At 71.9% G+C, this 16,398-nt stretch carries 17 protein-coding genes; 7 read left to right on the top strand and 10 right to left on the bottom strand.

The window, feature by feature from the left end:
- Position 1 precedes the first annotated feature (1 nt).
- Entirely contained in the window at positions 2-193 is a 192-nt protein-coding gene (locus ACFYZZ_RS01020) for an acyl-CoA carboxylase epsilon subunit (protein WP_389169838.1), read from the top strand.
- Between the two features lie 67 nt (positions 194-260).
- On the opposite strand, the gene ACFYZZ_RS01015 is transcribed toward ACFYZZ_RS01020, so the two are convergent.
- On the bottom strand, positions 261-686 hold the full coding sequence (locus ACFYZZ_RS01015) for a DUF6299 family protein (RefSeq protein WP_389169835.1): 426 nt from the start codon (positions 684-686) through the stop codon (positions 261-263).
- 234 nt (positions 687-920) lie between these two features.
- Between ACFYZZ_RS01015 and ACFYZZ_RS01010 the strand changes: the two genes are divergently transcribed.
- Positions 921-1,115, top strand: coding sequence for a DUF5999 family protein (locus ACFYZZ_RS01010; protein WP_386575767.1), 195 nt, complete (start codon positions 921-923; stop codon positions 1,113-1,115).
- Between the two features lie 15 nt (positions 1,116-1,130).
- Here ACFYZZ_RS01010 and ACFYZZ_RS01005 read toward each other — a convergent pair whose 3' ends face one another.
- Together ACFYZZ_RS01005 and ACFYZZ_RS01000 are read right to left on the bottom strand one after the other, a co-directional pair.
- Positions 1,131-1,529 carry a RidA family protein gene (locus ACFYZZ_RS01005; protein ID WP_389169833.1) on the bottom strand — a complete coding sequence of 133 codons (399 nt, stop codon included), beginning with the start codon at positions 1,527-1,529 and terminating at the stop codon, positions 1,131-1,133.
- Positions 1,526-2,662 carry an acyl-CoA dehydrogenase family protein gene (locus ACFYZZ_RS01000; RefSeq protein ID WP_389169830.1) on the bottom strand — a complete coding sequence of 379 codons (1,137 nt, stop codon included), beginning with the start codon at positions 2,660-2,662 and terminating at the stop codon, positions 1,526-1,528. Before ACFYZZ_RS01000 ends, ACFYZZ_RS01005 begins: the two co-directional genes overlap by 4 nt.
- A gap of 117 nt (positions 2,663-2,779) precedes the next feature.
- Between ACFYZZ_RS01000 and ACFYZZ_RS00995 the strand changes: the two genes are divergently transcribed.
- Positions 2,780-4,372, top strand: coding sequence for an AMP-binding protein (locus tag ACFYZZ_RS00995; protein WP_389169827.1), 1,593 nt, complete (start codon positions 2,780-2,782; stop codon positions 4,370-4,372).
- A 15-nt stretch (positions 4,373-4,387) separates the two neighbouring features.
- Positions 4,388-5,230, top strand: coding sequence for a PaaX family transcriptional regulator C-terminal domain-containing protein (locus ACFYZZ_RS00990; protein ID WP_389169825.1), 843 nt, complete (start codon positions 4,388-4,390; stop codon positions 5,228-5,230).
- Positions 5,231-5,261: 31 nt separating this feature from the next.
- Here the strand turns inward: ACFYZZ_RS00990 and ACFYZZ_RS00985 are convergent, their stop codons facing one another.
- The 4 genes from ACFYZZ_RS00985 to ACFYZZ_RS00970 all read right to left on the bottom strand — a co-directional run bounded on the left by ACFYZZ_RS00985 (position 5,262) and on the right by ACFYZZ_RS00970 (position 9,574).
- Complete coding sequence (locus ACFYZZ_RS00985; RefSeq protein ID WP_389169823.1) at positions 5,262-5,666, bottom strand: hypothetical protein; 405 nt, start codon at positions 5,664-5,666, stop codon at positions 5,262-5,264.
- Positions 5,667-5,809: 143 nt separating this feature from the next.
- On the bottom strand, positions 5,810-6,313 hold the full coding sequence (locus ACFYZZ_RS00980) for a hypothetical protein (protein WP_389169821.1): 504 nt from the start codon (positions 6,311-6,313) through the stop codon (positions 5,810-5,812).
- A gap of 49 nt (positions 6,314-6,362) precedes the next feature.
- On the bottom strand, positions 6,363-8,744 hold the full coding sequence (locus ACFYZZ_RS00975; RefSeq protein ID WP_389169819.1) for a bifunctional salicylyl-CoA 5-hydroxylase/oxidoreductase: 2,382 nt from the start codon (positions 8,742-8,744) through the stop codon (positions 6,363-6,365).
- A gap of 2 nt (positions 8,745-8,746) precedes the next feature.
- Complete coding sequence (locus ACFYZZ_RS00970; protein WP_389169817.1) at positions 8,747-9,574, bottom strand: enoyl-CoA hydratase family protein; 828 nt, start codon at positions 9,572-9,574, stop codon at positions 8,747-8,749.
- 296 nt (positions 9,575-9,870) lie between these two features.
- Here ACFYZZ_RS00970 and ACFYZZ_RS00965 point away from each other — a divergent pair, with 296 nt between their 5' ends.
- Positions 9,871-10,323 (top strand): ATP-binding protein, encoded by a 453-nt coding sequence (locus ACFYZZ_RS00965; protein ID WP_389169814.1) that lies wholly within the window; start codon positions 9,871-9,873, stop codon positions 10,321-10,323.
- On the opposite strand, the gene ACFYZZ_RS00960 is transcribed toward ACFYZZ_RS00965, so the two are convergent.
- The 3 genes from ACFYZZ_RS00960 to ACFYZZ_RS00950 form a co-directional block, all read right to left on the bottom strand.
- Positions 10,283-11,728, bottom strand: coding sequence for an amino acid permease (locus tag ACFYZZ_RS00960; RefSeq protein ID WP_389169811.1), 1,446 nt, complete (start codon positions 11,726-11,728; stop codon positions 10,283-10,285). The genes ACFYZZ_RS00965 and ACFYZZ_RS00960 overlap by 41 nt on opposite strands.
- A gap of 112 nt (positions 11,729-11,840) precedes the next feature.
- Positions 11,841-12,869, bottom strand: a complete 1,029-nt coding sequence (gene argF, locus ACFYZZ_RS00955; protein ID WP_389169809.1) for an ornithine carbamoyltransferase — start codon at positions 12,867-12,869, stop codon at positions 11,841-11,843.
- 105 nt (positions 12,870-12,974) lie between these two features.
- The gene (locus ACFYZZ_RS00950; RefSeq protein ID WP_389169807.1) at positions 12,975-14,198 is read right to left on the bottom strand and encodes an arginine deiminase; all 1,224 of its coding nucleotides are present in this window, start codon (positions 14,196-14,198) and stop codon (positions 12,975-12,977) included.
- Between the two features lie 143 nt (positions 14,199-14,341).
- On the opposite strand from ACFYZZ_RS00950, the gene ACFYZZ_RS00945 reads away from it, so the two are divergent.
- Positions 14,342-15,487 (top strand): SPFH domain-containing protein, encoded by a 1,146-nt coding sequence (locus tag ACFYZZ_RS00945; RefSeq protein WP_389169805.1) that lies wholly within the window; start codon positions 14,342-14,344, stop codon positions 15,485-15,487.
- Positions 15,484-16,374 (top strand): hypothetical protein, encoded by an 891-nt coding sequence (locus tag ACFYZZ_RS00940; protein WP_389169802.1) that lies wholly within the window; start codon positions 15,484-15,486, stop codon positions 16,372-16,374. The genes ACFYZZ_RS00945 and ACFYZZ_RS00940 overlap by 4 nt, the downstream gene beginning before the upstream one ends.
- Positions 16,375-16,398: the final 24 nt, after the last annotated feature.

The following is a 16,398-nucleotide window of genomic DNA, read 5'->3' as shown; positions in this document are numbered from 1 at the left end:
CATGTCCGTATCCCCCACAGCCCCCATCCGCGTCGAGAAGGGCGAGGCCACGCAGGAGGAGCTGGCCGCCCTCGCGGTGCTGCTGCTCAGCCGCACCGCGCTCGCCGGGTCCGGCGCCGAGCCCGCCTCCCCGGGCACCACGTCCTGGCGCCCGCACGCCTTCCACGCCCCCCACAGCTGGCAGCGCTCCTGACGACCGCCGCCACGCCGAGCGGCCCCGCACACGCCAGGTACGTGTGCCGGGCCGCTCGGCGTGGGCGTCAGTCCTGGACGAGGGTGACGTCCTGTTCCTGGACCGCGTGGAAGTGGGGCAGCGGCACAATGCCCGAGGGCCGCAGCTCCATGACGGTGGCCTCCACATGGGCCGCCCCGGGGACGAGCGAACCGGCCGCGACCTTGCCGTAGTTCTGCCAGAGGTGCTCGGCGCCGTCGCACTGGGCGCTGCTGCCGCCGATGCCGTGCTTGAGCCGGAGGTCGCCCTGGCTGACCGAGGAGCTGACGAAGACCGGTCCGGTGTTGCCGGTGCAGCGGTAGGTGCCGGAGAGGGTGACGGTGCCGTCGGCGGCGATCCGTCCGGTGAGGGCGACGGTGACACTCTCTCCCGCGTCGGCGGTGGCCGGGCCGACGGCGGAGCACAGCAGCGCGGCTGCGCCGAGGACGGTGGCCAGGGCGGGGCGTACGGGCATGGGATACCTCCCGGTTCCATGGGGTGGGGGCTTCCACTGGTACCGGGTGGCCGTGCCGCCGGACGTGATCGTCACCCCATCGGTGGCGCGTCATGGAACCGTCCGGGAGTTGTCCGCATGTTGTCACGCTTCACGGCGGCCGGTTCCGGTGCGTTCATGGCGGGAGCATGGTCTATGCATGGCGGGCGAAGGCCGAACCGGCCCGCCCCCTCACATCCGATGTGGAGGTGCGCCATGTGCTCCTGTGAAATCTCGTGCGCCGCGTCCGGCACCGGCACCCCGCACACCGTGTCTGCCCATCCGGAACAGGGCTGGGCCCTGCTCTGCGACGGCTCGATCCGCTTCGACGACAGCGGGGAGCTGCTCCCGGACGGCAGCGTGGTCCCGCCCCACCGGGTCCCCGCCGACCGGCTCGCCGTGGCGGCCTGATCCAGAAGACACCCCTTACGACAGCACCGCGAAGCCGTCCAGCTCCACCAGCGCCTGCTCGTCCCACAGTCGTACGACCTCCACGACCGCCATCGCCGGATAGTCCCGGCCCGCCAACTGCTGCCAGATGCGGCCCAGTTGGCGGGCGTGGGCGCGGTAGGCGGCGACGTCGGTGGCGTAGACGGTGACGCGGGCGAGGTCGGCGGGGGTGCCGCCGGCCGCGGCGAGGGCGGTGAGGAGGTTGGTGAGTGCCTTCTCGAACTGCTCGGGGAGTGTGGCTCCGGTGACCTTGCCGTCGGTGTCGAGGGCGGTCTGGCCGGCCAGGAACACCACGCGGGAGCCGGCGGCGACGACGGCGTGGGAGAAGCCCGTGGGCGGGGACAGCTCGGGCGGGTTGACGCGCTCGGTCGTCACGGGTGCTCCTCCCGAGTGGCGGTGGCGTACAACTCCTTGGCGATGATGCCCCGTTGGACCTCGCTCGCGCCCTCGTAGATCCGCGGGGCGCGCACCTCGCGGTAGAGGTGTTCGAGCAGATGGCCCCGCTCCAGCGCCCGGGCTCCGTGCAGTTGGACGGCCGCGTCGACGACGTACTGCGCGGTCTCGGTGGCCAGCAGCTTCGCCATCGCGGCCCGCTTGGGCACGTCCGGGGCGTTCTCGTCGTACGCCGTCGCCGCCGCGTACACCATCAGGCGGGCCGCGTCCGTGCGCAGGGCCATCTCGGCGACCTGGTGGGCGACGGACTGAAGGTCCATCAGCTTGCCGCCGAAGGCGTCCCGTCGGACGGTGTGGGCGAGTGTCGCGTCGAGCGCCGCCTGGGCCATGCCGACGGCGAAGGCGCCGACGCTCGGCCGGAACAGGTTGAGCGTGCCCATCGCGACCCGGAAACCGCGGTCGACCTCACCGAGCACGTCGTCCTCGGTCACCGGGACGGCGTCGAAGTCGAGGCTGCCGATGGGGTGCGGGGAGAGCATCTCCAGGGCGGAGCCGGTGAGGCCGGGCCGGTCGGCGGGGACGAGGAAGGCCGTCACGCCACGGGCGCCGGCATCGGGGGTGGTCCGTGCGAAGACCGTGTAGAAGTCGGCCTCGGGGGCGTTGGAGATCCAGCACTTCTGCCCGGTGAGCTGCCAGCGCCCCGCCCCGTCCGGATCCGCCCGCAGGGCCAGCGCCGCCGCGTCCGACCCCGCCCCCGGCTCGCTGAGCGCGAACGCGGCCACCGCGGTGCCGTCGGTCACGCGGGGCAGCCAGCGCTCCCGCTGGGCGGGGGTGCCGTGGGCGTGGACGGGGTGGGCGCCGAGGCCCTGCAGGGCGAGGGCGGTCTCGGCCTCCGTGCAGGCGTAGGCCAGGGACTCCCGCATCAGGCAGAGGCCGAGGGCACCGGAGGTGAAGAGCCGGGCCGGCAGGCCCAGCCGGCCGAGTTCCGCGACCAGTGGCCGGTCGACCCGGCCCGGCTCGGCCTTCTCGGCGAGCGGGCGCAGCCGTTCGGCGGCCAGGGTGCGCAGCTCGGCACACCAGGCGACTTGTTCCGGTCCGAGTGAGAATGCAGGCATCGCCGGTCCCCTCTCCCGTGCTGTCACCCGACCGTATCGCGCTCCATTGACTGTCGTCACCAACACGATACGCTCCTTGTGCGAGGCCACCACGAGCCCATCAGGCAAGGGGGCGCCATGCATCTCTCGGCCCACGTCGACACCTTCGCCCGCGACCACCTCCCGCCGCCGGACGAGTGGCCCGACCTGTGTTTCGAGCTGCCGGAGCTGAGCTACCCCGAACGGCTGAACTGCGCCGTCGAGCTGCTCGAACACGCCGACCCAGGCCGCCCGGTCTTCCACACCCCGGACGGCCCCAGCTGGACCTACGGTGACCTGCGCGCCCGCGTCGACCGCATCGCCCATGTCCTCACCGGCGAACTCGGCGTCGTACCCGGCAACCGGGTCCTGCTGCGCGGCCCCACCACCCCCTGGCTGGCCGCCTGCTGGCTGGCCGTGCTGAAGGCGGGCGCGGTCGCGGTCACCGTGCTGGCCCAGCAGCGCGCGCACGAGCTGGCCACGGTGTGCGAGATCGCCGAGGTCCGGCACGCGCTGTGCGACATCCGGGCCCTGGACGACCTGGCGAAGGCCGAGGTACCGGGCCTGCGTATCACCGCGTACGGCGGTGACGCGGCCGACGACCTGCTGCACCGCCCGGCGCCCGGCACCCCCTACCCGGCGGTCGACACCGCCTCCGACGACGTGGCCCTGATCGCGTTCACCTCAGGCACCACGGGTCGCCCGAAAGGGTGCATGCACTTCCACCGGGATGTGCTGGCCATAGCCGACACCTTCTCCAGACATGTGCTGCGCCCCCACGCGGACGACGTCTTCACCGGCAGTCCCCCGCTCGGCTTCACCTTCGGCCTGGGCGGACTGGTGATCTTCCCGATGCGGGCCGGCGCCAGCTCCCTGCTCCTCGAACAGGCCGGCCCCCGCCAGCTGCTGCCCGCGATCGCCGAGCACCGGGTCTCGGTCCTGTTCACCGCGCCGACCGCCTACCGGGCGATGCTGGACCACCTGGCCAGGTACGACACCTCGTCCCTGCGGCGCTGTGTGTCGGCCGGCGAGAACCTGCCCGCGGCCACCTGGCGGGCCTGGCAGGAGCGCACCGGGCTGCGCATCATCAACGGCATCGGCGCCACCGAGCTGCTGCACATCTTCATCTCCGCGGCCGACGAGCGGGTCAGACCCGGCACGACGGGCGTCCCGGTGCCGGGCTGGCAGGCGCGGGTCCAGGACGCCGACGGGGACCCGGTGCCCGACGGCGAGCCGGGCCTGCTCGCGGTCCGCGGCCCGGTCGGCTGCCGCTACCTCTCCGACCCACGGCAGCGGGAGTATGTGCGCGGCGGCTGGAACATCACCGGCGACACCTACGTCCGCGAGAGCGACGGCTACTTCCGCTATGTGGCCCGCGCCGACGACATGATCATCTCCGCGGGGTACAACATCGCCGGACCGGAGGTGGAGGACGCGCTGCTGCGCCACCCCGACGTGGTCGAGACGGCAGTCGTCGGCCGCCCCGACGAGGCGCGCGGCCAGGTGGTGGTCGCCTACACGGTGCTGCGGGACGGAGTGCGGCCGGATCCGGAGTCCCTGCGCACCTTCCTCAAGTCCGAACTGGCGCCCTACAAATGCCCGCGCGAGTTCGTCTTCCTCGACGCACTGCCCCGCACGGCCACCGGCAAGCTGCAGCGGTTCCGGTTGCGCACCGGAGGTGACCAGCAGTGATGCCGAAGACTTAAAATGATCAACGTGTCCGAGCAGCACGCCCCCAGGTCCCTCATCGTCACGCTCTACGGCGCGTACGGCCGCTTCATGCCCGGCCCCCTGCCCGTCGCCGAGCTGATCCGGCTCCTGGCCGCGGTCGGGGTGGACGCCCCCTCCGTGCGCTCCTCGGTGTCCCGGCTCAAACGCCGCGGTCTGCTGGTGCCGGCCCGCACGGAGGGCGGCGCGGCCGGGTACGCGCTGTCCCCGGAGGCCCGCCAGTTGCTGGAGGACGGCGACCGCCGCATCTACGCGACGGTACCCCCCGAGGACGAGGGCTGGGTCCTCGCGGTCTTCTCCGTCCCCGAGTCGGAGCGGCAGAAGCGGCACGTCCTGCGCTCCCGGCTGGCCGGCCTGGGCTTCGGCACGGCGGCCCCCGGGGTGTGGATCGCCCCCGCCCGCCTGCACGAGGAGACGCAGCACACCCTGCGCCGGCTCCGCCTCGACCCGTACGTCGACTTCTTCCGCGGCGAGCACCTCGGCTTCGCGCCCACCCCCGAGGCCGTCACCCGCTGGTGGGACCTCACGGCGATCGCCAAGGAACACGAGCGCTTCCTGGACGCCCACGGCCCCGTCCTGCGCGCCTGGGAGCACCGCACGGACACCCCGCCCGAGGAGGCCTACCGCGACTACCTCCTGGCCCTCGACTCCTGGCGCCACCTCCCCTACACCGACCCCGGCCTCCCCACCCACCTCCTCCCCACCGACTGGCCGGGCGTCCGCTCGGCGGAGGTGTTCCGGGGGTTGCACGAGCGGCTGCGGGACGCCGGGGCGGAGTTCGTGGGGGTGGGGCGAACGGCCGGCGGCTCAGCGGGTGAGTGACCGGTGGAACCCAAGATGAGTGGCCCGTGACTCAGAATCGCCGCAGGCGCATCGCGATGCCGTGCCCGACCCCGAGGTAGATCACCGCGGGCAGACCGTAGTTGAGCAGGACCCGGAGGCTCTCCGTGTCCATCGTGAAGATGTCCTGCGACCACCAGGCCAGCGCGTCGGCCACGTCCTCGACGAACCCCACGAAGACGTTCGCATGGTTGGCCTCCAGCAGGTACAGCAGGATCCACAGCCCCAGGAACGCCGCCGCGACGTCGGCGATCGTGTGGATGACCAGCGCGGCACGCCGGGTGCCCGAGCCGTCCGGACGCCGCTGCCGAGCGGGCCTGGCAGGCTGCACCGCGGGTCCCGGGTACGGCGGGCCCGGGTCCGGAGAATGGCTGTAGCCGTATCCGGGTGGCTCAGGCAGCGGCCTGGTGTCAGTCATCTCAGTCTCGATCCCTGTGATTCTTCCGAATGGCTCGAAAGAACCTAGGCAGCCGCCGATAACAGGTCGGTCCAGGAACCGTGCGAATCGCGTGGAGGGCGTGTGACCGAGCGACGGGCGGGCTGTCCGGGGGCCGGGACGGGTCACACGATGCAGGAGCAGTACATCCGCGCATCCGCCGACCTGGCCCGGCGGGCCATTCCGACGAACATGCGGACGCTGTCCTGCGCGTCCAGGTAGTCGGCGAAGCGGATCTCCTCGATGTCGAACCACTGGAGGGCGAGCAGGGACACGGCGTCCTCGACGACCCCGGCGAGCGTGTCCCGCCAGCTGTCGGGAAGGCTCTGGAGGATGAGGCCGCTGTCCCAGGGGGACGCCGTGCCGGGCGGCGCCTGTCGGCCGTACGGCCACTCCACCGGGTCGGGCCAGACCAGTTCCGGGTCCACGACGCTGTCGAACGGTATGCCGGCGGCGAAGGAGACCAACTTGCCCAGCACGACATTCGGGTCCAGGCCCTTCACCTCCAGCCGGTCCGCGCACATCGCGTCCAGCGACCCTCCGCGCAGCCAGTCCCCGTCCGGGCCGATCGCCCAGTCGACCGCCGTCGCCTGGTCGGCCGCCCAGAAGTAGTCGTACACCACGCTCATGGTCTCTCCGTCGTCTCGCCGTTTCGCACGCGAGTACAGCAGACGGGCCTCAGTGGCTGAGCGTCAGGCGGGGTTTCGGGGCATCGGTCCGGCCGGTCTGGGGACGGCGGCTGCCCGCCCGGTAGGGCGCGGGCCAGGCGACGCCCGGACCCTCGTAGCCCTGCTCGGCGGCCGCGTGCAGGGTCCAGTGCGGGTCGTACAGGTGCGGCCGGGCCAGCGCGCACAGGTCCGTGCGCCCGGCCAGGATCAGGGAGTTCACGTCGTCCCAGGAGGAGATCGCACCGACCGCGATCACGGGGACGCCGGCCTCGTGCCGGATGCGGTCGGCGAAAGGCGTCTGGTACGACCGCCCGTACTCCGGCCGCTCCTCGGCCACCACCTGTCCCGTCGACACGTCGATGGCGTCGGCGCCGTGCGCCGCGAAGGCCCGGGCGGTCTCGACCGCGTCCTCGGCAGTGGTGCCGCCCTCGGCCCAGTCCGTGGCCGAGATGCGCACGGTCAGGGGCTTCTCTTCCGGCCACACCGCGCGTACGGCGTCGAACACCTCCAGCGGGAACCTCAGCCGCTTCTCCAGCGAGCCGCCGTAGGCGTCGGTGCGCCGGTTGGTGAGCGGGGAGAGGAAGCCGGAGAGCAGATAGCCGTGGGCGCAGTGCAGTTCGAGCAGGTCGAAGCCGGCGCGGGCGGCCCGCCAGGCGGACGCGGCGAACTGCTCGCGGATGTCGGTGAGCTGGGCCCGGGTGAGTTCGCGCGGGGTCTGGCTGCCCGGCTTGTACGGCAGCGGGGAGGCGGCCGTCAGCGGCCAGTTGCCGTCGGGCAGCGGCTCGTCCATGCCCTCCCACATCAGCTTCGTCGAGCCCTTGCGGCCGGAGTGCCCGAGCTGCACCCCGATCGCCGTACCCGGTGCCTGGGCGTGCACGAAGTCGGTGATCCGCTTCCAGGCCTCCGCCTGGCGGCCGGTGTAGAGGCCGGTGCAGCCGGGGGTGATCCGGCCCTCCTCGCTGACGCACACCATCTCGGTCATCACCAGGCCGGCCCCGCCGAGGGCACGGGCGCCGAGGTGGACCAGGTGGAAGTCGCCGGGGACGCCGTCGACCGCGGAGTACATGTCCATCGGGGACACGACGACCCGGTTGCGCAGGGTCAGGCCGCGCAGCCGGAACGGGGTGAACATCGGCGGTGTGCCGGACGGGCAGCCGAACTCGCGCTCGACGGCCTCGGTGAAGCGGGCGTCGCGCAGCCGCAGGTTGTCGTGGGTGACGCGGCGGCTGCGGGTGAGGAGGTTGAAGGCGAACTGGCGGGGCGGCTGGTCGAGGTACAGCCGCACGTTCTCGAACCACTCCAGGCTCGCCCGGGCGGCCCGCTGGGTGGAGGCGACGACGGGCTTGCGCTCCTCCTCGTAGGCCGCGAGCGCCCGTGGCACATCGGGCTGTTCCTCCAGGCAGGCCGCCAGGGCCAGCGCGTCCTCCACGGCGAGCTTGGTGCCGGAGCCGATGGAGAAGTGGGCGGTGTGGGCCGCGTCCCCGAGGAGGACGACGTTGCCGTGCGACCAGCGGTCGTTGACCACCGTACGGAAGGTGGTCCAGGCGGAGTTGTTGGAGCGCAGCGGCCTGCCGCCGAGCGCGTCGGCGAAGATCTTGGCGCAGCGCTCGATGGACTCCTGCGGGGTGACCTCGTCGAATCCCGCCGCCTGCCAGACCTCCTCGCGCATCTCGACGATCACGGTGGAGGCGTCGGGCGCATACGGGTAGCCGTGCAGCTGCATCACGCCGTGCTCGGTCTCGGCGATCTCGAAGCGGAAGGCGTCGAAGGGGAAGTCCGCGGCGAGCCAGATGTAGCGGCAGCGGTGTTCGGTCACCTGGGGGCGGAACACCTCGGCGTAGGTCTTGCGGGTGGCGCTGTGGACTCCGTCGGCTGCGACGAGGAGGTCGTGGGTCGATGAGAGGTGGTGGGGGTCGGAGGCTTCGGTGCGGAAGCGGATGTCCACGCCGAGGGTGCGGCAGCGGTCGTGCAGGATTTCCAGGAGGCGTTTCCTGCCGAGTGCCGCAAAGCCGTGTCCTCCGGAGGTTTGGCGGGTGGCTCGGTGGACGATGTCGATGTCGTCCCAGCGGGTGAAGTCGCGTTGTAGGGCCTCGTAGACCTCGGGGTCGGCGTGTTCGATGCCGCCCAGGGTTTCGTCGGAGAGGACCACTCCGAAGCCGAAGGTTTCGTCGGGGGCGTTGCGTTCCCAGACCGTGATTTCCCGGGTGGGGTCGAGTCGTTTCAGGAGCGCTGCGGCGTACAGGCCGCCGGGGCCTCCGCCGATGATCGCGATGCGTTGGGGGTGATTCGTCGTCGTGGGCGGCTGCGGGTGCGTTGTGGCTTGTCGCGCCCCGCGGCGGAGCCGCAAATCGACAGGGCCCCGCGCCCCTTCGTTCCTCAGGTCAGCTTCCATGGTTACCGTCCCTGCCACTTCGGCGGGCGCTTCTCCGTGAACGCCGTGTGGAATTCCGCGTAGTCCTCGCCGGTCATCAGGAGGGCCTGGGTCGAGGCGTCCAGTTCGATCGATGCCGCGAGGGGCATGTCCAGCTCGGACGTGAGCAGGGCCTTCGTCTGGGCGTACGCCAGGGCGGGGCCGTCGGCCAGGCGGCGGGCCAGGGTGAGGGCCGCCTCGTCCGCGGCGCCCTCCTCGGTCAGTTCGCTGATCAGGCCGATGCGTTCTGCCTCGGGGGCGCGTACCGGCTCGCCCAGCATGAGGAGGCGGGTGGCGTGGCCGAGGCCGACGACCCGGGGCAGCAGATAGGCCGCGCCCATGTCGCCGCCGGAGAGGCCGACGCGGGTGAAGAGGAAGGCGAAGCGGGCCGAGGGGTCCGCGATGCGGAAGTCGGCGGCGAGGGCCAGGACCGCGCCGGCGCCGGCGGCCACGCCGTGCAGGGCGGCGATCACCGGGAACGGGCATTCGCGGATCGCCCGTACCACCTGCCCGGTCATCCGGTTGAAGTCGAGCAGCTGGGCGGTGTCCATGGAGAGGGTGGCGCCGATGATCTCGTCCACGTCGCCGCCGGAGCAGAAGCCGCGGCCCTCGCCGGCCAGGACGAGGGCGCGGACCGACCGCTCGCGGCTCAGCTCGGCGAGCAGATCACGCAGGTCGGCGTAGGCGCCGAAGGTGAGCGCGTTGAGCTTGTCGGGGCGGGCGAGGGTGACGGTGGCGACCCCGTCGGCCAGCTGGACCCGCAGGTGCTCCCAGTCGGAGGTGCGGGCGGCGGAGCCGGTGAAAGGACTCATGACGTGCGGCCTCCTAAGGGGGCGGTGCCTCACGCAGCGCTACCCGACGAAGTTAACACGTCTTTGTGACTGCCGTCACGATGGCGCGACAGCGCTGTCCTGGGATGGCCGGGTCCCGTCACGCGCGTCACCGATCGTCCACAGCGTCGTAACAGTGGGCACAGCCGCGCGAGGCAGGGCGTTCGGCCGGGTAAGCCGCCCGGTACCGGGGCCGAAGGTCCCGAGCGGTGCCCGACGACGGTCTCTGTGGCCGGGCCCGTACCATTCCTACGGTTGAAAGCAGGACAGCCTGCTCCATGAACGGACTCGCCTTGCACGAACGCCCCACCGAACCGGCCTCCTGGCGCATCGCGCTGCCGCACACCGCAGCGGCGGTGCCCGTGGCGCGCGCCCTGGTCCGTACGGCCCTCGCCGAGGTGGAGCACGCAGCCGATCCCGACACCGCCGAGCTGCTCACGGCCGAACTGGTCGCCAACGCGGTGGAGCACACCGACGGGCGTGGCCCGATCGAGCTGGTCGTCGAGCTGCTGCCGAGCGGCTGCCAGGTCGAGGTGCACGACCCGGATCCGGCACCGCCCGGCCATCTCACCCGTCCGGTGATCGAGGAGCCCGACCCCTGGCAGGAGGGAGGGCGCGGTCTGCTGCTGATCCGCGCCCTCAGTTCGTCCTGCGGTCACCGCCCGACCCCGTCGGGCAAGGCGGTGTGGTTCAGACTGCCTGTGGTTCCCGGTCAGCGGCGTCCGGCGTGACCTCGGCGGCCGGCTGGGCCAGCGTGGAGTGCCGGCGCCCGTAGGCGACGTAGACGAGCAGTCCGACCACGAGGAACACCGCGAACTGGATCCAGGTCTGCCAGCCGGTCTCGTACATCAGGTAGAGGCAGAAGCCCACGCCGAGCAGCGGGCCGACGGGGTAGAGCGGCACCCGGAAGCTGCGGGCGAGGCCCGGCTCGCGGCGGCGCAGGGCGATCACGGCGATGTTGACGACGGCCATGATGGCGAGCGTGCCGATGGTGCACAGGTTCATCACGGCGTCGAGGGAGGCGAAGGCCGCCGGGACGGCGAAGACGACCGCGACGATGAGGGTGCCGGCCACCGGGGTCGAGGTCCGGGGCGACACCTTCTCGAAGACGCGCGGGATCAGGCCGTCCCGGGACATCGACATCAGGATGCGGGTCTGGCCGTACATCACGGCGAGGACGACGGAGGCGATGGCGACGACCGCGCCGAAGGCGATGACACCGCCGCCGATGGCCGAGCCTGTGACCTGGTTGACGACGTAGGAGAGGGCTGCGGGGCGGCCGGCCACCTGCTTGCCGCCGATGGCGCCGATCGCGGCGAGCGCGACCGCGCAGTAGAGGAGGGTGACCAGGCCCATGCAGACCAGGATCGCTACGGGGATGTCCCGGCGGGGGTTCTTCGCCTCCTCGCCGGCCGTGGTGATCGCGTCGAAGCCTATGTAGGAGAAGAAGGCGGCGGTGGTGCCCGCGCCGATGCCGCCGAGGCCGGCCGGGGAGAACGGGGTGAGGTTGCCGTCCTTGAAGGCGCTGTAGCCGATGACGCAGAAGGCCAGGAGGACGACGAGCTTCACGGCCGCCATGGCGGCGGTGGCCCGGGCGCTCTCGCGCACCCCGCGGACCAGGAGCAGGGAGGCCATCGCGATGACGATCACGGCGGGGAGGTTCACGACGCCGCCGTCGCCCGGACCGGCCGAGAGGGCGGCGGGCAGCTGCCAGCCGGTGAGGCTGTGCAGCAGTTCGTTGACGTACTGGCTCCAGCCGACGGCGACCGCCGAGATGGAGATGCCGTACTCCAGCAGCAGGCACCAGCCGACCAGGAAGGCGGTGGACTCGCCGAGGCCCGCGTAGGCGAAGGAGTACGAGGAGCCGGAGACCGGGATGGCGCCGCCCAGCTCGGCGAAGGAGAGGGCCGTGAAGACGCAGGTGATCGCGGCGAGGACGAAGGAGACGACCACGGCGGGGCCGGCCTGGGCGACGGAGTCGGAGAGGCCGACGAAGATGCCGGTGCCGACGATGGCGCCGACGCCGAAGCAGATGAGCTGGAAGAGGCCCATCGTGCGCTTGAGGCCGTGGCCTTCACGGTCGGCGCCGGACTCGGCTATGAGCGCGCCGGGGGACTTGATGCGAGGAGCGGGCATGCGGGTGGTGCTCGTTTCTGGTGGTGCGGGCGCGATCACTGGTCGATCGCTGCGGCGGCCATGGCTGGGGTGGTGCCGGGCCGCCGGTCAGGATAAGGCCTGGTGAGGTGGGTCAGGCAACGCTGTGTGACGCACCCGCCAGGGTGGCCACCAGGACCGCCTTGATCGTGTGCATCCGGTTCTCGGCCTCGTCGAAGACGACGGAGTGCTCGGACTCGAACACCTCGTCGGTGACCTCCAGCTCGGTCAGCCCGTGCCGCTCGTGGATCTCGCGGCCGACGGCGGTGCCGAGGTCGTGGAAGGCCGGCAGGCAGTGCAGGAACTTCACCTGGTCGTTGCCGGTGGCGCGGAGCACGTCCATGGTCACGGCGTACGGGCCGAGCAGCGCGATGCGCTCGTCCCAGACCTCCTTGGGCTCGCCCATCGACACCCAGACGTCGGTGGCGATGAAGTCGGTGCCGCGTACGCCGTCCTTCACGTCGTCGGTGAGGGTGATCCGGGCGCCGGAGGCGGTGGCGAGCTGCCGGGCCACCTCGATGATCGTCTCGTCCGGCCACAGCAGCTTGGGGGCGACGATACGGACGTCCATGCCGAGCAGGGCGCCGGTGACCAGGTAGGAGTTGCCCATGTTGTACCGTGCGTCGCCGAGGTAGGCGAAGGCGATCTGGGTCAGCGGCTTGTCGCTGTGCTCGGTCATGGTGAGCACGTCGGCGAGCATCTGGGTGGGGTGCCACTCGTCGGTGAGGCCGTTGTAGACGGGGACCGCGGCGTAGGTGGCCAGCTCCTCGAGCACGCCCTGGCCGTGTCCGCGGTACTCGATGGCGTCGAACATCCGGCCGAGGACACGGGCGGTGTCCTTCACGGACTCCTTGTGTCCGATCTGCGAGCCGGACGGGTCGAGGTAGGTGGTGTGGGCACCCTGGTCGGCGGCGGCGACCTCGAACGCGCAGCGGGTGCGCGTCGAGGTCTTCTCGAAGATCAGTGCGATGTTCTTGCCGCGCAGGTACTGCGTCTCGGTCCCCGCCTTCTTGGCGGCCTTCAGCTCGGCGGCCAGCTCGACCAGACCACGGAACTCCTCCTCGGTGAAGTCCAGTTCCTTGAGGAAGTGGCGGCCGGCGAGGGCGGTCGGGACTGTCGCCATGGGGGCGCTCCAGGGATACGGGTGCACGGACTTTGGAATTCTATACGACAGTCAGCATTTATATACAGCCCGCTTCGTCACACCGGCTCGGTCACACCTGCTCGGTCACACCGCCTCGCGTTCGATGGGACAGCTCATACAGCGCGGGCCGCCCCTGCCCCGCCCCAGCTCGCTGCCCGGGATCTCGATCACCTCGATGCCCTGCTTGCGCAGATGGGTGTTGGTGGTGACGTTGCGCTCGTAGGCGACGACGACACCGGGCTCGACGGCGAGCACGTTGCAGCCGTCGTCCCACTGCTCGCGCTCGGCCGCATGGACGTCCTGGGTGGCGGTCAGGACGCGGATCTCGCTGAGCCCGAGGGCGGCGGCGATCGCGCGGTGCATGTGCTCCGGCGGGTGGTCGGTGACCTTCAGCTCATTGTCGGCGGCGCCCGGCTCGATGGTGTACGAGCGGAGCATGCCGAGGCCCGCGTACTGGGTGAAGACATCGCCGTCGACCATGGTCATCACGGTGTCGAGGTGCATCAGGGCGCGCTTCTTGGGCATGTCCAGCGCGACGATCGTCTGCGCGGACCCGGCGGCGAACAGCTTGTGCGCGAGCATCTCGACGGCCTGCGGGGTGGTGCGCTCGCTCATGCCGATGAGGACCGCGCCGTTGCCGATGACCAGGACGTCGCCGCCCTCGATGGTGGACGGGTAGTCGGCCTGCCCCTCGGACCAGATGTGGAACAGCTCGTCGCGGAAGAGCGGGTGGTGCCGGTAGATCGCCTCGAAGTGCACGGTCTCGCGCTGCCGCGCCGGCCAGCGCATGGCGTTGATGGAGACGCCGTCGTAGATCCAGGCGGAGGTGTCACGGGTGAAGAGGTGGTTGGGCAGGGGTCTGAGCAGGAAGTCGTCGAGGTCCATGACGTGGAACCGCACGGAGGTCGGCTCCTCGTGCGCCGCCAGGAACTCCCGCTTGGTCATCCCGCCGACGAGGGCCTCGGTCAGCTCGCGCGCGGGCAGGGTCTCGAAGGCGGCTCGCAGATGGTCGGTGGCGAGCGGGCCGTACTCCTTCTCGTCGAAGACCCGGTCCAGGACGAGCGCCCGGGCCGCCGGGACCTCCAGCGCCTCCGCGAGCAGATCACCGAAGAGATGGACGGCGACCCCGCGGTCGCGCAGGACGTCGGCGAACCCGTCGTGCTCGGCGCGCGCCCGGCGCACCCACAGCACGTCGTCGAACAGCAGGGCGTCCTTGTTGCTGGGAGTGAGCCTTTTGAGCTCCAGGTCGGGCCGGTGCAGGATCACGCTGCGCAGCCGCCCGGCCTCGGAGTCGACGTGATATGCCATGCCACCATCCTGGCCATTGCTGCCCGTCTTCACGCCCTTCTTGGCCGTTTCCGTCCCTTCCTGTTTTCGTCCTCTTGACGAGAAGCGGAAGGTGCGATTATCGTCGCCATGACGAAAAGCGAGGGGTTCAACGAGGGGGACTCATGGCCGACATCACCCGGCGCCTGGGCTGGCGTCATCTGCGCGGCGCGCCCACGGCGCACATCCGGCACCACCGCTCCGGCACGCTGGTCCACGACGGTCCCGGGCTCAGCTTCTGGTTCCGCCCGCTGACCGCCGCCCTGTCCGAGGTGCCGGTGGACGACCGGGAACTGGCGATGACCTTCCACGCCCGCACCTCCGACTTCCAGGACGTGGCGGTGCAGGCGACGGTCACCTACCGGATCGCCGACCCGGCCGTGGCCGCCGCCCGCCTGGACTTCTCGATCGACCCCGACACCGGCGCCTGGCGCGGCACCCCGCTGGAGCAGCTGGGCACCCTGCTCACCGAGACGGCCCAGCAGCACGCGCTGGACGTCCTCGCCCGTACGCCGCTCTCGGCGGCGCTGGTCGACGGCGTCGCGGCGGTGCGCGAGCGGGTCGCCGCGGGCCTCGGCGGCGAGCCGCGGCTGCCCGCCACCGGCATCGAGGTGGTGGCGGTACGGGTGATGGCGCTGCGGCCGGAACCGGAGGTGGAGCGGGCGCTGCGCACCCCGGCCCGGGAACAGATCCAGCAGGAGGCCGACCGGGCGACCTACGAGCGGCGGGCCGTCGCGGTCGAGCGGGAGCGGACCATCGCCGAGAACGAACTGGCCAGCCGGATCGAACTCGCCCGCAGAGAAGAGCAGTTGGTGGAGCAGCGGGGCACCAACGCGCGCCGCGAGGCCGAGGAGCAGGCGGCCGCGGACGCGGTGCGCGCCCAGGCGGAGGCGGCCCGGTCGGTCAAGCTGGCCGAGGCGGAGGCCGCGCGGTCGGTCAAGCTCGCGGAGGCCGAGGCGGCCCGGACGGTGAAGCTCACCGAGGCGGAGGCGGCGCGGACCCTGCGGCTCGCCGAGGCCGAGGCCGCGCGGGCCGAGCGGGTCGCCCGCGCGGAGGCCGAGGGCGCGCGTGAGGTCGGCGAGGCGCGGGCGCAGGCCCAGGCGGCCTGGCTACGGGTGCACGCGGAGGCCGGGATCGACGGGACGACGACCCTGCAGGCGCTCACCGCGACCCGGCTGGCCGAGAACCTGCCGCGCATCGACAGCGTCACCGTCTCGCCGGACGTGCTGACCGGGCTGCTCACCAGGCTGTCCCCGGGGGCTGCGGAGTGAGCCTCGCGCCGCGCGCCGTGCTGGTCCATCGCACCACGGAGTACGAGGAGTTGGTGGCCCGGCACGGCACGCACGGCCAGGCCGCCTTCTTCCTCGCCTCCCGGGGCCGGGACATCGAGGAGGTCGCCGAACGCCACCGCCGAGCCCGCGGCGCCCTGGCCGAGGTGACCTCGGCGGTGCCGCTGACCTGGCGTCAGGCACAGGTGGAGCGGGCGGACCTGGACCGGTTCCTGTTCGCACCGGAGGACGTGGTCGTGGTCGTCGGCCAGGACGGGCTGGTGGCCAATGTCGCCAAGTACCTGACCGGCCAGCCGGTGATCGGTATCGACACCGACCCGGGCCGCAACCCCGGGGTGCTGGTACGGCACCGCCCGCAGGACGCGGCGAAGCTCCTGTCGGCGGCGCAGGCCACGGTGGACGAACTCACCATGGTCGAGGCCGTCGCCGACGACACCCAGCGGCTGGTGGCGCTCAACGAGATCTACCTCGGCACACCGGGCCACCAGACCGCCCGCTACCGCCTGGGCCTCGACGACGACGGGGGTGCCGTCGAGGCCCAGGCCTCCTCCGGGGTGCTGGTCGGAACCGGCACCGGCGCGACCGGCTGGCTGCGCTCGGTGTGGCAGGAGCGGGGCAGCCGGCTCCCGCTGCCCTCCCCCACCGAGGACCGGCTGGTGTGGTTCGTCCGGGAGGCCTGGCCGTCACCCGCCACCGGTACGACCCTGGTGGCGGGCGAACTCGCGGCCTCGGCGTCCCTGACGGTCACCGTGGAGTCCGACCGGCTCATCGCCTTCGGCGACGGCATCGAGACGGACGCGCTCCAGCTCACCTGGGGGCAGACGGTCCGGGTGGGGGTGTGCGGGCAGCGGCTGCGGCTGGCGGGGTAGGGCCTGTCGTCGAAGTCGCGGCCG

The sequence above is a fragment of the Streptomyces sp. NPDC001816 genome (genome assembly GCF_042892235.1).
Taxonomy (GTDB): domain Bacteria; phylum Actinomycetota; class Actinomycetes; order Streptomycetales; family Streptomycetaceae; genus Streptomyces.
Note: the sequence above shows the minus strand (reverse complement) of the source record. Positions and strands in the feature narration are given on the sequence as shown.

Bases quoted from the DNA above. Each gene is read 5' to 3' on its own strand.
- ACFYZZ_RS01020 (WP_389169838.1), top strand. From the start codon at position 2: ATGTCCGTATCCCCCACAGCCCCCATCCGCGTCGAGAAGGGCGAGGCC.
- ACFYZZ_RS01015 (WP_389169835.1), bottom strand. From the start codon at position 686: ATGCCCGTACGCCCCGCCCTGGCCACCGTCCTCGGCGCAGCCGCGCTG.
- ACFYZZ_RS01010 (WP_386575767.1), top strand. From the start codon at position 921: ATGTGCTCCTGTGAAATCTCGTGCGCCGCGTCCGGCACCGGCACCCCG.
- ACFYZZ_RS01000 (WP_389169830.1), bottom strand. From the start codon at position 2,662: ATGCCTGCATTCTCACTCGGACCGGAACAAGTCGCCTGGTGTGCCGAG.
- ACFYZZ_RS00995 (WP_389169827.1), top strand. From the start codon at position 2,780: ATGCATCTCTCGGCCCACGTCGACACCTTCGCCCGCGACCACCTCCCG.
- ACFYZZ_RS00990 (WP_389169825.1), top strand. From the start codon at position 4,388: ATGATCAACGTGTCCGAGCAGCACGCCCCCAGGTCCCTCATCGTCACG.
- ACFYZZ_RS00985 (WP_389169823.1), bottom strand. From the start codon at position 5,666: ATGACTGACACCAGGCCGCTGCCTGAGCCACCCGGATACGGCTACAGC.
- ACFYZZ_RS00980 (WP_389169821.1), bottom strand. From the start codon at position 6,313: ATGAGCGTGGTGTACGACTACTTCTGGGCGGCCGACCAGGCGACGGCG.
- ACFYZZ_RS00975 (WP_389169819.1), bottom strand. From the start codon at position 8,744: ATGGAAGCTGACCTGAGGAACGAAGGGGCGCGGGGCCCTGTCGATTTG.
- ACFYZZ_RS00970 (WP_389169817.1), bottom strand. From the start codon at position 9,574: ATGAGTCCTTTCACCGGCTCCGCCGCCCGCACCTCCGACTGGGAGCAC.
- ACFYZZ_RS00965 (WP_389169814.1), top strand. From the start codon at position 9,871: ATGAACGGACTCGCCTTGCACGAACGCCCCACCGAACCGGCCTCCTGG.
- ACFYZZ_RS00960 (WP_389169811.1), bottom strand. From the start codon at position 11,728: ATGCCCGCTCCTCGCATCAAGTCCCCCGGCGCGCTCATAGCCGAGTCC.
- argF (WP_389169809.1), bottom strand. From the start codon at position 12,869: ATGGCGACAGTCCCGACCGCCCTCGCCGGCCGCCACTTCCTCAAGGAA.
- ACFYZZ_RS00950 (WP_389169807.1), bottom strand. From the start codon at position 14,198: ATGGCATATCACGTCGACTCCGAGGCCGGGCGGCTGCGCAGCGTGATC.
- ACFYZZ_RS00945 (WP_389169805.1), top strand. From the start codon at position 14,342: ATGGCCGACATCACCCGGCGCCTGGGCTGGCGTCATCTGCGCGGCGCG.